Consider the following 13,761-nt stretch of genomic DNA (forward strand, 5'->3'; position numbering starts at 1 on the left):
TCTGAATTAGAAGGGGAGCAGCGAAATGCTCAGGTTGTTTGCCTGTTAAGCGGTTGGTTCAGATGGATGGGGCTTTGACCGCTGTTCATTTTTTTCCATTGCTGCCTTCGGTAGGCGAATCGAAAAGACGATGGTTTCATCACGGCTTTCCGCCCAGATCTTTCCACCTAATGCTTCAACGATTTCTTTGGCGATCGGCAAACCAAGACCCGTCCCACCCGTCGCTGTTGCTCGGGAAGCATCCATTCGGTAGAAAGGCTCAAAAATCAAATCGATCTTTTCAGCTGGGATCGTTTTTCCTTGATTGGTCAAACGAATCAGGATATCATCAGACTCGCTGATGGCTAATCGCAAAGGGGAGTTAGGATAGCTATAATTGATGGCATTGCGGATCAAGTTATCAAAAACGCGTTCCATTTTCTCCGTATCAACGGTTGCAAAGACTTTCTTCTGTAGCTGAAGTTGCCAATGGAGGTTTTTTTCTTCTAACAGCGGCAAAAATTCAAACGTCAACTGTTCCAGCATCAAGCTCAGATCCGTGGTTTCCGTTTGCAAGGCGATCGTTGTAAGATTAAAGCGGGTGATTTCGAAAAATTCGCTGATCAATAGTTCCAGCCGTTGGGCTTTTTGCAAGGCGATCTTCGTATAGCGTGCGCGTAGTTCGGTAGAAAGCTGCGGTTCCTCTTCTAAAAGCGTCAAATAGCCGATCACACTGGTCAAAGGCGTTCGTAAATCATGTGCGAGATAGACGATCAAATCATTTTTTCGTTGTTCCGCTTCTTTGGCGGCTCGTTGATCCTGTAAGTTTTTCTCTCGCAACTGGTTCATTTCTTCTTGCACATCAATCATATTGCTGGAAAGAACGATTCGCTTCGTGGGTTCGGCAATCAGTTGGTTTGTGGCTTGGATCGTTTCATTCAAATAACTGATAGCTTTACTCATATAATAAATCGTTGTGCTGACCCAAATCAGCAAGGCACCGATCGCTAGACAGACGAGCCAATAATCAGCAAAAAGCCGTAATATTTGATAAATGGGCTCATAGCCGTACCAAACCCTCAATCCTGCTACAAAGCGAACAGTTAAAGGGATCAGAATCAAAAGGAGCATTAAAACACCTGTGGTGATAAAGTATTGAGTCAAAAGTTTCCGGATCAATGGACTTCTATTTTTCAATGATATAGCCGACCCCCCATACGGTTTTGATTAATTTCGGTTTGCGGGGTTGTTCGTTCAGTTTTTCCCGCAAACGGGCGATATGTGCCATCACTGTGTTATTGTTGTCTAAATACTTTTCTTTCCAAACTGCTTCAAAAAGGGTTTCCGAGGCAACGACCGATCCTTGGTGTTCAAATAAGTAAAGCAAGATTTTAAATTCGATGGGGGTCAAGAAAACCTCTTTGCCATAAAGAAAACATTGGTGGCTGTTGATTTTCAACAGTAAGCCTTCCTTTTCGTATTCTTCAATCTTCTGCGGAACAGCTGACTGATTGTATCGTTGGTATCGCCGTAGTTGCGTTTTGACCCGAGCAACAACTTCTAATGGATTGAAGGGTTTCGTCACATAATCATCTGCACCTAGACTTAGACCGGTAATTTTATCCAGATCTTCTCCTTTGGCAGTGAGCATCAGTACTGGAAAAAAGTGGGTTTTGCGAATGGTCTGTAACAGCTGAAAGCCGTCGATATCCGGCAGCATCACATCTAAAACTGCCACATCGACTGTTTCTTTTTCGAGATAAGCCAAAGCACTCGTTCCATCATAAAAAGGTTCCACTTGAAAGCCTTCATTCCTTAGAAACGTCGTGACTAACTCGGCGATTTCTTTTTCATCATCAACAACAATTATTTTTTCTGCCATCCTTGATTCACTCCAACTATCTACGATTTTTTTTCATTTAAACTACCATTTACTCTACCCACATCATACCGTAATCGGTAAGCGAATGCATTCGTTTTCTACTTTGACATTGAAGGGACGCGGGAACCTAGTCGACTGATCAATTCATTGGGAATGGTTTGTGCTTGATCAGCTGTATTCGTCCAATCGCTGATTACTTCTAACCAACTTTCGACCGCCAGTTCTGGATAGTCCGTTAAATCGATCAAGAGCATATCCATACAAATCAACCCAACCTGCGGGAGTAAAACCCCTTGATAAGACAATTGGAATCCTTGATTTGATAGGGCACGGGGGACTCCGTCACAGTAGCCGATACTAACGATCCCAATCGTGGTAGGTCGATCAAAAACAGTGGCTAGTCCATAGCCGATCGCTTCACCAGCGGCGACTGTTTTTTTGTCCACTAGTAAGGCTTTTAGGGTCAGAATCGGCTGTACGTTTATCTTCTGTTTTGTTGGTTCATTCGGGACACTCAGGGAACCAGTTAAAAGAATACCCGGGCGCACATAATCATAGTGTTTCTCTGGATAATTCAAAATGCCGTAACTGCTTTGCAGATGTGTCAGTCCATAGGCGATATTTCTAGCGGATAAGCCAGCCAACAGATCATCAAAACAAGTGATTTGGGCTTGTGTCCGCAAGATACTTGCCGTATCCAGCTGATCTGAAGAGCCTAGATGGGAAAAAATGCCCGTGATCTTGAGAGATGGCAAGGCGTAAAGTCCAGTAACTGTCTCAACATCAGGTGCAACGCCTAAGCGGTGCATACCAGTATCTACCGCTAAATGGCATTCGATTGGAATGCCTGTTCGGGCTAACGCTTGTCCATGCGCTTCACTGACGATAGTTTGAATTAAGGAATATCGGTTCAGCTCTTTGGCACGTTGGGCAGAAGTGTACCCTAAAATCAGTAAGCGACTTTTAATGCCAGCTCGCCTTAATTCGATGGCTTCTTCTATGGTGGCAACAGCAAAAAAATCGACGCCTACTCTTTCTAAGGTACGAGCGACCAATTGTGCATCGCAACCATAGGCATCTGCTTTAACCACCGCCATCACTTTTGTTTTTGCGGGGATCAATCGCTTGATTTCCTGCAAGTTGTGCAACAGGGCGGGGGCGGAAAATTCTTTGGCTGCCCGCTGCAAGTGGAGCGGCGTTTTTTTTGGAAACGGGAACAGCTTTTGCAAAGCAAAGAGACCATAAATCAACCCGATGGTCAATCCTAAGACCACGAAGTAATTGATTAGATTGTTTTGAAGCAAGGGCAGTTTCTGACTAAGAAAATGGGTTACTGCAATGGTATAAGGATGGAGCAAATAGAGCCAAAGGGACAGACGACCCGCTTGTTTCCAGATCACGGGTGCTTGCCATTGCTGAATGATCGGAAATAAAAACAAGAGAACGAAGGGCAAAAAGACATACATGCTGTCATGTTTAGGTGTAGTAAAGTGATGCAAGAGATAACTTTCCAGAAGCAAGCAAATAAGACTAATCATCAGATAACTATAGCGATGGGGAGAAGCAGGTTTTTTGGCAAATCTTCTGGCTAGTACCCCTAAGATCAAAAATAAGGGAGCAAAAAAAATGCCGTTGCGAGTTCCATCCAATAGTTGGAAAATCAGTGAATAGAGTGGCGTGATGGGTGTTTGTGCAGCCAGTCCAGACCAACTGTCCCCACCTAAACCAACCACATACAAACCGACAGCAATGAAAAACACCTGCTTGAAAGAAAGACGTGTCAAGAGGCCCATCACTAGTAGACCGCCGGTAATGATCGCAGGAAAATACCAAAGATGGTAAAGAATGCCGTTGACTAGCAAAGTTTGAATAAAAGTGTCTAGTGGCATGTTCAATCCTAGTATGCCGCTGTACCAAGCAAGCGGCAAAAAGAGCAGTGTGGCAATGAGATAGACTTGCAGCTGTTTTTTGATAAATAACCAGATACGTTGTCTGGCAGGATAGCTGTTTTGGGTGGCTAAATCACTGAACACATAATACCCGCTGATCATAAAAAAGAAGGGGACGGCGATTCTGAAAAGAGTCAATGTGATCAGGATATCACCATCGGGCCACAATCGATGAAGGGGCAGACAGTGGATTGCGACCACCATCATCGCTAAAATCACCCGAAACTGCTCGATTTCTTGATTCTTCTTCATGCGAACTGCCTCGCGGTTTGTTCAAGATATTGATAGTATTCTTCCAATGTCCACTGTTGACTGGCGATGATTTGACTATGAGGTAGACCGACATAACGAAAATGCCATGGTTCATAGCCAATCCCTGTAATCTCCTGTTTGTCTGCGGGATAGCGTAAAATAAATCCGTAGTTCATCATTTCCTGTGTAAATAAATCCGCCGCTGCGCTGTCACGAAACCGTGGGCAGATCAAATCACCTTGCTGGCCTTTTAAACCAACATCGATCGCTAAGCCTAACTGATGCTCGCTGCAGCCGGGCAACGCCACAAATTGTTTCGTATAGGCTAATCCATTTTCTTTTAAGGAATATTCCCATAAATGCCGTTGCTGCTTTTCGGTTCGATAGCCGTCTAATAAGCAGATCTCGTTTTCAAGTTTTAAGGCTTTGACGAGGCGTTCCCATTGTTTGGCTGCTTCAGGCTGCAAGTAAACTTCTTCTTCACTAAAAGCAGAAAGGACGAGGTGGGGCGGCTCTTGGTTTTTTTCTAATGGAAACTCTTTGCTAACTAACTGTAGATAGGGATTCATTTGCCTTCCTCCTTTGCTAAGACAAGCAGTTTTTGTAGTAGTTCTTGATAGGATAAGCCGATTGCTGCCATCATGGCAGGATAGCGGGAGTGACTCGTAAAGCCCGGCATAGTATTGATTTCATTCAAGTATAGTTCTCCTTGATCCGTGACAAAAAAGTCGATGCGAGCAAGTCCTTTAAGACCAAGACTGTGATAGAGCAGCTGAGCTTGTTCTTTGACTTTGGTTTCAATCGTTTCAGCCAATGGTGCAGGAACGGTGATCTTGGCGCTAATCAACTGGTACTTTTCTTCAAAATCGAAAAAGCCTTCTACTAATGAAATAGCGTCACAAGCACCGACAGTCAAAGAGTCGTTGCCTAAGATACCGCAACCAATCTCAACGCCAGCTATATTTTTTTGTAAGAGCACTGCTGAACAATAAGCGAAGGCTTCCTTCAAGGCAGGAGCAATTTCTTCGACACAAGTCACTTTTGTGATCCCTTTTGAGGAGCCAGCTTCATTAGGCTTAAAGAAAACCGGAAAGTCATGGGTCTGGATAAAGGCTTCGATTTGTCTTTGCTGGTTGTCTTGATTTGTCAAGAGAATCGTAGGAGCGCTTTGTACGCCAATCGCTTCTGCTGCTTGATGCAATAACCATTTGTTCATACATAATGCGGAGGCCGCCACACCGCAGCCTACATAAGGTAGTTTCATCAATTCAAACAATCCTTGGATACTGCCATCTTCCCCGTATTTGCCATGCATAATGGGAAATAAAACATCAGGTACCAACGTTTGTTGCTCTTCACTTAGCCAAAAGCCGTTTCCTTCAAAAAGCGGCTGGATTTTCTGTTTATGTTTCGTATCCAACAGCCACGTGTCTTGTCGGATGTTTTCCAGTTCTCCTGTGTACAAATACCAATCCATAGCATCTGGGGCGATCCCGATCAAAGAGAGGTCGTAATCATAGGGAGATGATTGGAGTGCTTCGATTGCGCTAGTTGCTGAGGCTAAAGAAACGGTGTATTCCGATGAATTGCCTCCAAAAATAATGGCGATTTTTTTCATATTTTTCTTCCTTCCACTTTTCGATTCTTGCTACATTCAGTCTATCAAGGAAAGAAAAAAGAAATTTACGGGCTTACTGGTATCTTTCTTTTCTTTTTGTGATGAAATTGTGACGAATTTATGACAAAAGGAAGGCGACAGCTGTCGCTCTTTTTACGCAAGAAAGGAAACAGAATTTGAAGTAGAAAAAGCTGCCATAAGATGGAGCGGAGAAAATAGTGAAAGGAGAGCACATTTAAGGAAGGAAAGGAGAGGCAATAGCAGGAACGTTGACACAAAAAAAGCACGCCGAAGCATGCTTTTTCCTTTTGAAGATGGTTTTTCGCTCATTATACGATTCGCTTATTATGCGTAATGAGCACGAGGACCACCGATATATTTGGGCCGTGATCCCAGAGCTGTGACATGGGCAGCGCCAAGGGTCTTGATAGAGGGACGGATCGGGATTTGAACATGTTTGACATGCATGCCGATCGCTGTGTCACCAATATCGATGCCAGCTTTTGCCACTATGTGCTCCACTTCAATAGGCTCATCGAACAGCTGGAAAGCCGCAACTGAGCAAGCCCCGCCTGCATGCAGCTGGGGCACTACAGCGACTTCTTCTAAGTGATAGAGCTGAGCCGTTTCACGCTCAACGGCTAAAGCCCGATTGAGGTGTTCACAGCCTTGAACGGCTAAATGAATATTTTTAGGACGCAAGATCGCTCGCAGTGTTTCGACGATGATCATGCCTACTTCTTGACTGGAATTTTTGCCAATCAAGCCGCCCACGACTTCACTTGTTGAACAGCCAAGGACAAAAAGATCGTTTTCACCAACGTTCGCTGTCGTAATGACTTCTTCAACGATCGTAGTTAAATCCGTTTTTAATTGATTGATATCTGTCATAAGAATCACCTTTCATTTAAAGAAAACTTTTTCGTGCGGCGCAAGGCATGCGTCAGCGGTAAAGCAACGATGCTGCCAAAGACCGTTTGGATCAAATTACTTGGAATCGAGGCGATCCCAGCGCCTAAACCGAATAGTAAAACTGTTGCTGCTGCGTAGCCGGCGATCATGATCAAGCTGCCGACAATGACGGCTGCTAGTGGCCGGTGGCTCATTCTGCCTACGATCCAGCCTTGTACACCATGAATCACGATGGAAAAGAAGGCCCATTCAGGGTAACCTGATAGAAAATCAATGATGCCGCCGCTCATTCCACCGACGAAGGCCCCGGCGCTAGGTCCGAACAAAAGGGCCGAGATATAGATCCCTGCTTCACATAAGGTCACAAAGCCCTTCGTTTGTGGAACAGGAATGATAAAGGTCAAAGAAAGTGCACAGGTAAGCGCCGTCAGCATAGCGATCATGGTTAGGTTTCTTACTTTCATAGGTGTTCCTCCTTTTTAAAATAGGCGAGCTGATTGACGTTGCCAGAGGTTCCTAAAGGCAGACCGTCTTCGATCCCTGCCCAAACAAATGCTTTTGCAGTTTGAACAGCTGTTTCCAATGAAGTGCCTTTGGCAAGTAAAGCGGCAATCGCCGATGAAAGGGTACACCCAGCACCGTTGGTAGTCGTTCGGGTACTTTTTTCTGCTTCGAAAACAGTATATTGCCCAGAGTGGTATAAAAGGTCGTAGGCTCTTTCTCCAGTTAGTCGACTGCCACCTTTGATCAGGATATTTGGGGCACCCAATGCATGGATTTTTTTCGCCGCGGTTTTCATTTCCGCCAACGTCGTAATGGTTTGACCAGAGAGGTGCTGAGCTTCGAGTAGATTAGGTGTTACTAATGCTGTGTAAGGAAACAATGAGATCAATCCTGCTTGATAGGAGTGGTTAAAGGCAGTATCTCCTTCTTTAAAGGCAAGAACTGGATCGAGCACGATCGGTCCGGTAAATGTTTGTAAAAAATCCCGCAGCAATTCAATGATGGCCGTTTGATGAAGCAGCCCGATTTTGATTGCATCTAGGGATACGGTCGAACGCAGCGAATCCAATTGTGCTCGGATCACAGGCTCAGGAAGATCATGGAACAAAAGATTATCGTTAATGGCGACAACACAGGTCAATAAGGCATGACCAAACACCCCGAATTCCTCAAATGTTTTCAAATCCGCCGTCATGCCGCCGCCTGCCAAACTGTCAAGACCGGCGATCGATAAGACTTGTTTCATCTATGCTGCTCCTTTCGTTTCTCATTTCTTTCTATTATAAACAGTTGGTAAAAAAGAAAAACGGCCAATTGGATGTTTTTTCCTCATCCAATTGACCAATTGCTTATTTTTCATTTAGTAAATCTCGCTCACGATACCATTCATCGGGGCGCCAGATCCATTCAAAACCATCGGCAGCTAAGAGATCATAGGCAGCTTGGGGTCCCATCGTTCCTGCGGCATAGTTTGGAAAATCAGGCGTTTCTTGGTCCCAAGCGTGACGGATCACATCAACGATGCGCCAAGATTGGGCAACTTCATCCCAATGGGTAAAGTTAGTGCCATCCCCGTTCAAAGCATCTAAAATCAATTTTTCGTAGGCTTCAGGGGTGTTTTCGACGATTTCAGTACTATTCCGATAATCGAGCTTCACTGGCAATGTCTCAAACCCTTGGCCAATTTCTTTTCCATTCAAGGAAAGAGAGAAGCCTTCTGTCGGTTGAATGTAGATTGTCAGCACATTCGGTGCCAAACTCTCGTTTTGCTTTTGTTCATTCAGGTCTTGCTTAAAGACATTGACAGGGACTTGTTTAAAGACAATGTTGATGCGAGTGCCTTTTTCCGTCAAGCGTTTCCCGGTTCGTACATAGAAAGGTACGCCGGACCAGCGGAAGTTGTCGATCAAGAATTTTCCAGCAACGAAGGTTTCAGTTGCCGATTCTTCATCGACATTGGCTTCTTCTCGGTAGCCAGCAAATTCCTTATCTTCTAATTGTCCTTTGGCGTATTGACCACGAACGAAGTGTTGTTTCACTTCTTCTTCGGAGTAAATACGGATCGCATTTAAGGCTTTGATTTTTTCCGTCCGTAATTCTTTTTCAGAAAAAGCCACTGGCGGTTCCATGGCTAATAAGGAAAGGATCTGCAGAATATGGTTTTGGACCATATCTTTCAAGGCACCGCTCTTATCATAATACCCACCGCGTTCTTCAACACCTAAGTTTTCTGCGATATTGATCTGAACATTGTCAATGTACCGATTGTTCCACATCGACTCAAAAATGTTATTGGCAAAACGAATCGCAGAAATGTTTTGGATCATTTCTTTTCCTAAATAATGATCGATCCGGTAGATTTCTTGCTCTGTAAAGACTTGATTGATCTCTTCATTCAATTCTTTTGCTGAGTCGTAGTCGCTTCCAAATGGTTTTTCGATGATCACCCGATGGTAGCCGTCAGTATCCAGCATTCCTTGGGATTTCAAGTGAGAAACGATCGTCCCAAAGAAATTAGGGGACATTGCTAAGTAAAAAATCTGATTGCCTTCTAAATGGTATTTCTGATCTAAGGTTTCCGCCAAATCCTTTAATGAATCATAATGACTCGTATCTGTTACATCATGTGATTGGTAGTAGAAATGAGAAGCGAATGTCTCTGCTTGCTCTTGTGAGTCGCTCAATTCTTTGATCGTACCTATCACTACTTCACGATAGTGTTCATCCGACCAAGGACGGCGAGCAGTACCGATGACTGCAAAATCTTCTTTCAAATCGCCTTTTTTGTACAACCGAAACAAAGAAGGGTATAGTTTGCGTTGGGCAAGGTCGCCCGTACCGCCAAAAATCGTAAAAAGGACCTTTTTTTCCATCATCTTCACTCCTTACAGTTTATCAACAAAAATCGTGCTGGCGGCTTTGTAGCTGACAGCAATTTCTTTTGTGTCATTTTTGATCGTAATCGGACCCTCGTATGCTGCCGCATCGATGATCTCGTATTCTTCATGAATATTCAATTGGATCGAAACAAGGTAATCCAGCAGTTCTCGTTCATCAAGGACACGGGCGATACGAATCTTGGTTCCTACCGGGTAGGAACTCATGGTGTTTTTTTCGCCTTCGTGAATGAGTTCTCCTTGTTCGGGGATCATGCCGCCATGTGGGCAATACCGAGGATGATCAAGGTAGGCTTCTAAGCGGCTCGCCAGTGTTTCCGAGGTGACGTGTTCTAAAACTTCTGCGTCATCATGAACTTCATTCCATGAGTAATGCAGGTGCTCCACAAGAAAGACTTCCCATAAACGATGCTTGCGGATCAGAGCACTTGCAGAAGCTAAACCAGTTTCAGTCAACTGTACCCCTTGATAAGGTGAATGTTCCACTAAGCCTTCTTTTAATAATTTTGAAATCATTTCACTTACTGAAGCTGCTGAGACGTCCAGACCTGACACGATTTGTTTGTTATTGATTTTCTTTTGGTCACCACCAAGCTCCAAGATGAGCTTTAAATAATCTTCACGATTTGGTGTCATCGGATCCATCCTCTCTTATCAAAGACTATCAAAGTAGATTTTATCAAAAAAGCCGGCTGATTACTACGAAAAAACCCGCCGGTTTCCAATATTCTATGTAAAAGAAGGCCGAGGGGAGCAACTCCACCTCAGCCTTTTTTTATTAAGCCCAGTCACCATTGCGAAAGACAGGAATCGTGGTGCCATCTTCTCTGATGCCATCGATGGACATTTGGTCAGAGCCAACCATGAAATCTACGTGGGTTTGGCTGCGGTTCAAACCAGCAGCTGCCAGTTCTTCTTCACTCATCTCAGTGCCGCCTTGCAAGCTGAAGGCATAAGCGGATCCTAAAGCCAAGTGGTTTGAGGCATTTTCATCGAACAACGTATTGAAGAAGATGATGCCGGATTGTGAGATAGGGGAAGGATCAGGAACTAATGCGACTTCACCTAAAGATTTTGCTCCTTCATCGATTGCTAGCAGTTTGCCTAACACTTCTTCGCCCTGTTCCGCAGAAAAGTCCACGACTGTGCCGTCTTTGAAGGTGAACTTCATCCCAGAGATGATGGTGCCTGCGTAGCTCAATGGTTTCGTACTTGAAATATAGCCATCGATGCGACTATTATCTGGGGCAGTAAAGACTTCTTCTGTTGGCATGTTCGCCATGAATTTTTCATTGCGGGTATTGTAACTGCCAGCACCTTCCCACAAGTGGTTTTTAGGCAAACCGATGATCAAATCGGTACCAGGTGCCGTATAGTGCAGAGCACTGAATTGTTCTTTGTTTAATTCTTCGGCTTTAACTTGCAAGGTTTCATCGTGTTTTTTCCAAGCTGCGACAGGATCTTCTTCATAGATACGCGTCGTTTTGAAAATTTGATCCCAAAGCTTGTCTTGTGCTTCTTCAGGGGAAGCATCAGGGAATACTTTTTGGGCCCAATCTTGACCAGCCGCCGCAACCACAGTCCAGCTGACTTTGTTGGCTTGTGTTGCTTGACGCAATTTCATCATCGCTTTACCAGAAGCTGCTTGGAAGGTTGCCACTCGGTCTGAGTCGACGCCCGCTAACGCATCTGGATTCGCGGAAACGACACTGATACGGCTGGCACCTTTTTCAACCCAGTCTTCCGTTTGATCAATTTTGTGCTGAGGAATCGTAGACAAACGATCTTCGGCCGCATGAGTAAGAAATTCTTTTTGGATCTCATCGTCGGTCCATTGGACGATTACTTCGTCTGCACCTAATTCATACGCTTTTTTCGTTAATAGACGAGCTAAAGGTGCTTGGTCCACGGCGATTTGGATGACGATCGTGTGCCCTTTTTGGACATTTACGCCAACTTCAGTGATCAGTTGGGCATATTTTTCAAGGTTCTGATTAAAGTTTGGTAAAACCATTAAAATTCCTCCATTTATTCTAAATTTATAACTGTCTTCATGATAGCACTAAGTATTTTTGAAAACAAACGAAAAAGTGAGCAAAAAAACAGTGGTCTTCAAATTGAAAAACTGGAAACACTAAGGGCAATAATTTTAAAAGTTTTTTTGCAAACTTAAAAAAACATGATACAATAAGTAAAAGGTATTTCTGAAAGCGATGTATAGCAGAATTAAGGAGATTAAAAAATTATGGCAAGAAAGAAAACTATTACTAGAGACCAGATTTTAAAAGCTGCCTATGAAGTTGTCGCAACCGAAGGATTTACACGTTTTACCGCACGCAATATCGCAGCGAAGATGAAATGTTCAACGCAACCGATCTACTTAGAATTTAAAAATATGGATGACTTAAAAAATGCATTGATCAATCAGATTTACGACTACTTAGCGACAGAAGTTTTTCCAGTTGAAAGACGGGGAGATGTCATCGTTGACTTAACGCTAAATTATATTGGCTTTGCAAATAAAGAAAAACGATTATACCGAGCGCTATACTTAGAAGAGCATGGTGGTGGGGATTCCATGCAACAGTTTTCATTTGACCTTTTTGTGAAATCAGTGAAAAAAGAACCAAAATATCAAGATCTATCTGATGTAAAATTACAATCTTTGCACACCGGTGTCTGGATCGTCGCTACTGGCTTAGCGGCATTGATGTCTTCGGGAATCATTCATCCGACAGAAGATCAGATTGCTAAGCTGATGACGGAAACCACCGATAATATTTTAGCAAGAGAAACACCCATCGATATCAGTTATCATTAAGCAAACAATAAACCTCCGGCAGAATCAAGTGATTTTGTCAGAGGTTTTCTTGTTTTATTCAGCGAATGCTTCTGCTAGTTTTTTGGCAAAGGCTTCTAAGTTTTGAATATCGTCTTCTTCTGCAGCCAAGTCAACTTTGACGCTGTCAGCTCCTTTTGTCGCACCAGTTTTGCTAAAGGCGGCTTCAAAGTCGTCAACCGATTTACAAAAGTCATCATAAAAAGTATCACCGGAGCCGCAGACTCCAAAGATTTTGCCGCTTAAATCAAGTTCTTGCAAATCTTCATAAAAATCGACGATCTCATCCGGTAGCTCCCCGTCTCCATATGTATACGTTGCGACGATACAGATATCGGCATCTTCAAAGTCATCTGCATCCACTTGGGTACACTCATTCATTTCTACTTCCATGTCAAGATTTTCAAGGGCTTCAGAAACGATATCCGCAATTTCTTCCGTATTCCCCGTCATGCTTGCATAGACGATTTTTGCTAAAGCCATGGGCTTTTTCCTCCAATCTCATTCCTATTCTCAAGGAAAACTCTCTTACAGATTATAGCAAATGCACGAAAGTTTGAAAACAAAACTTGAAAAACTCTTTACAATGTCTGTGAATTTTGTAAAATAAGGGATTTCTATGGTAAAATAAGAGGAATTTAATTAAGGGAGACGAGAACATGATTACATTAAAATCTGCCAGAGAAATTGACCGCATGGCCGAATCCGGCGCGCTGTTAGCAGATGTCCACAAACAATTACGCAGTTTCATCAAACCAGGTATCACGAGTTGGGATATCGAAGTGTTTGTCAGAGATTATATTGAAAGCCACGGCGGCATCGCTGCCCAAATTGGTTTTGAAGATTACAAATATGCCACTTGCTGCAGTATCAATGATGAGATTTGTCACGGATTTCCTCGAAAAAAACCATTGAAAGACGGCGATCTGATCAAAGTCGATATGTGTATTGATTTAAAAGGTGCCATTTCTGATTCTTGCTGGAGTTATGTCGTAGGGAACTCGACGCCTGAGATTGATCGATTAATGGAAGTAACCAAAAAAGCGTTGTATCTAGGAATCGAACAAGCGCAAGTGGGCAACCGAATCGGTGACATCGGTCATGCCATTCAAACCTATGCGGAAAAAGAAGGGTACGGGGTTGTGCGTGATTTCGTAGGACACGGCATTGGCCCAACGATCCATGAAAGTCCGATGATCCCTCACTACGGAGAAGCCGGCAAAGGGTTACGTTTAAAAGAAGGAATGGTTATTACCATCGAACCTATGATCAATACAGGGACGTGGAAAATGAAAATGGATTCTAATGGCTGGACCGCCTATACATTAGATGGCGGCTTAAGCTGCCAATATGAACATAGTTTGGCGATCACCAAAGATGGTCCGAGAATTTTAACTTCTCAAGGAGAAGAAGGAACCTACTAAATTTTG

Annotated in this window: 14 protein-coding genes; 2 read left to right on the plus strand and 12 right to left on the minus strand. The window is 43.6% G+C overall.

Annotated elements, in window-relative coordinates; translation table 11 throughout:
* Positions 1-45: 45 nt before the first annotated feature.
* The 11 genes from vanS to IGJ17_RS04820 form a co-directional block, all read right to left on the minus strand.
* On the minus strand, positions 46-1,176 hold the full coding sequence (vanS, locus tag IGJ17_RS04770) for a vancomycin resistance histidine kinase VanS (protein ID WP_422705364.1): 1,131 nt from the start codon (positions 1,174-1,176) through the stop codon (positions 46-48).
* A complete protein-coding gene (gene vanR-C / locus IGJ17_RS04775) occupies positions 1,166-1,861 on the minus strand; it encodes a vancomycin resistance response regulator transcription factor VanR-C (RefSeq protein ID WP_034872470.1) in 696 nt (231 codons plus the stop codon). The genes vanS and vanR-C overlap by 11 nt, the downstream gene beginning before the upstream one ends.
* 98 nt (positions 1,862-1,959) lie before the next feature.
* Entirely contained in the window at positions 1,960-4,062 is a 2,103-nt protein-coding gene (gene vanT, locus IGJ17_RS04780; protein ID WP_086332120.1) for a membrane-bound serine racemase VanT, read from the minus strand.
* Positions 4,059-4,631 (minus strand): D,D-carboxypeptidase/D,D-dipeptidase VanXY, encoded by a 573-nt coding sequence (vanXY, locus tag IGJ17_RS04785; protein WP_086332121.1) that lies wholly within the window; start codon positions 4,629-4,631, stop codon positions 4,059-4,061. Before vanXY ends, vanT begins: the two co-directional genes overlap by 4 nt.
* Entirely contained in the window at positions 4,628-5,680 is a 1,053-nt protein-coding gene (gene vanC / locus IGJ17_RS04790) for a D-alanine--D-serine ligase VanC (protein ID WP_086332122.1), read from the minus strand. The genes vanXY and vanC overlap by 4 nt, the downstream gene beginning before the upstream one ends.
* Before the next feature lie 345 nt (positions 5,681-6,025).
* Complete coding sequence (locus IGJ17_RS04795; RefSeq protein ID WP_176256979.1) at positions 6,026-6,571, minus strand: TIGR01440 family protein; 546 nt, start codon at positions 6,569-6,571, stop codon at positions 6,026-6,028.
* A gap of 5 nt (positions 6,572-6,576) precedes the next feature.
* Positions 6,577-7,056, minus strand: a complete 480-nt coding sequence (locus IGJ17_RS04800; protein ID WP_086332124.1) for an ECF transporter S component — start codon at positions 7,054-7,056, stop codon at positions 6,577-6,579.
* Positions 7,053-7,841 carry a bifunctional hydroxymethylpyrimidine kinase/phosphomethylpyrimidine kinase gene (thiD, locus tag IGJ17_RS04805; RefSeq protein ID WP_086299203.1) on the minus strand — a complete coding sequence of 263 codons (789 nt, stop codon included), beginning with the start codon at positions 7,839-7,841 and terminating at the stop codon, positions 7,053-7,055. Before thiD ends, IGJ17_RS04800 begins: the two co-directional genes overlap by 4 nt.
* 103 nt (positions 7,842-7,944) lie before the next feature.
* A complete protein-coding gene (zwf, locus tag IGJ17_RS04810) occupies positions 7,945-9,471 on the minus strand; it encodes a glucose-6-phosphate dehydrogenase (protein WP_008377369.1) in 1,527 nt (508 codons plus the stop codon).
* Positions 9,472-9,480: 9 nt separating this feature from the next.
* The gene (locus IGJ17_RS04815; protein ID WP_008377371.1) at positions 9,481-10,128 is read right to left on the minus strand and encodes a metal-dependent transcriptional regulator; all 648 of its coding nucleotides are present in this window, start codon (positions 10,126-10,128) and stop codon (positions 9,481-9,483) included.
* 142 nt (positions 10,129-10,270) lie between these two features.
* Entirely contained in the window at positions 10,271-11,506 is a 1,236-nt protein-coding gene (locus tag IGJ17_RS04820) for an aminopeptidase (protein WP_429961150.1), read from the minus strand.
* A 231-nt stretch (positions 11,507-11,737) separates the two neighbouring features.
* Between IGJ17_RS04820 and IGJ17_RS04825 the strand changes: the two genes are divergently transcribed.
* Positions 11,738-12,313, plus strand: a complete 576-nt coding sequence (locus tag IGJ17_RS04825) for a TetR/AcrR family transcriptional regulator (protein ID WP_005228861.1) — start codon at positions 11,738-11,740, stop codon at positions 12,311-12,313.
* 54 nt (positions 12,314-12,367) lie between these two features.
* Here IGJ17_RS04825 and IGJ17_RS04830 read toward each other — a convergent pair whose 3' ends face one another.
* Complete coding sequence (locus IGJ17_RS04830) at positions 12,368-12,814, minus strand: flavodoxin (RefSeq protein WP_005237258.1); 447 nt, start codon at positions 12,812-12,814, stop codon at positions 12,368-12,370.
* Between the two features lie 176 nt (positions 12,815-12,990).
* Here IGJ17_RS04830 and map point away from each other — a divergent pair, with 176 nt between their 5' ends.
* Positions 12,991-13,755, plus strand: a complete 765-nt coding sequence (map, locus tag IGJ17_RS04835) for a type I methionyl aminopeptidase (RefSeq protein ID WP_086332125.1) — start codon at positions 12,991-12,993, stop codon at positions 13,753-13,755.
* Positions 13,756-13,761: the final 6 nt, after the last annotated feature.

The sequence above is a fragment of the Enterococcus sp. DIV1096b genome (assembly GCF_050498765.1).
GTDB lineage: Bacteria > Bacillota > Bacilli > Lactobacillales > Enterococcaceae > Enterococcus_D > Enterococcus_D entomosocium.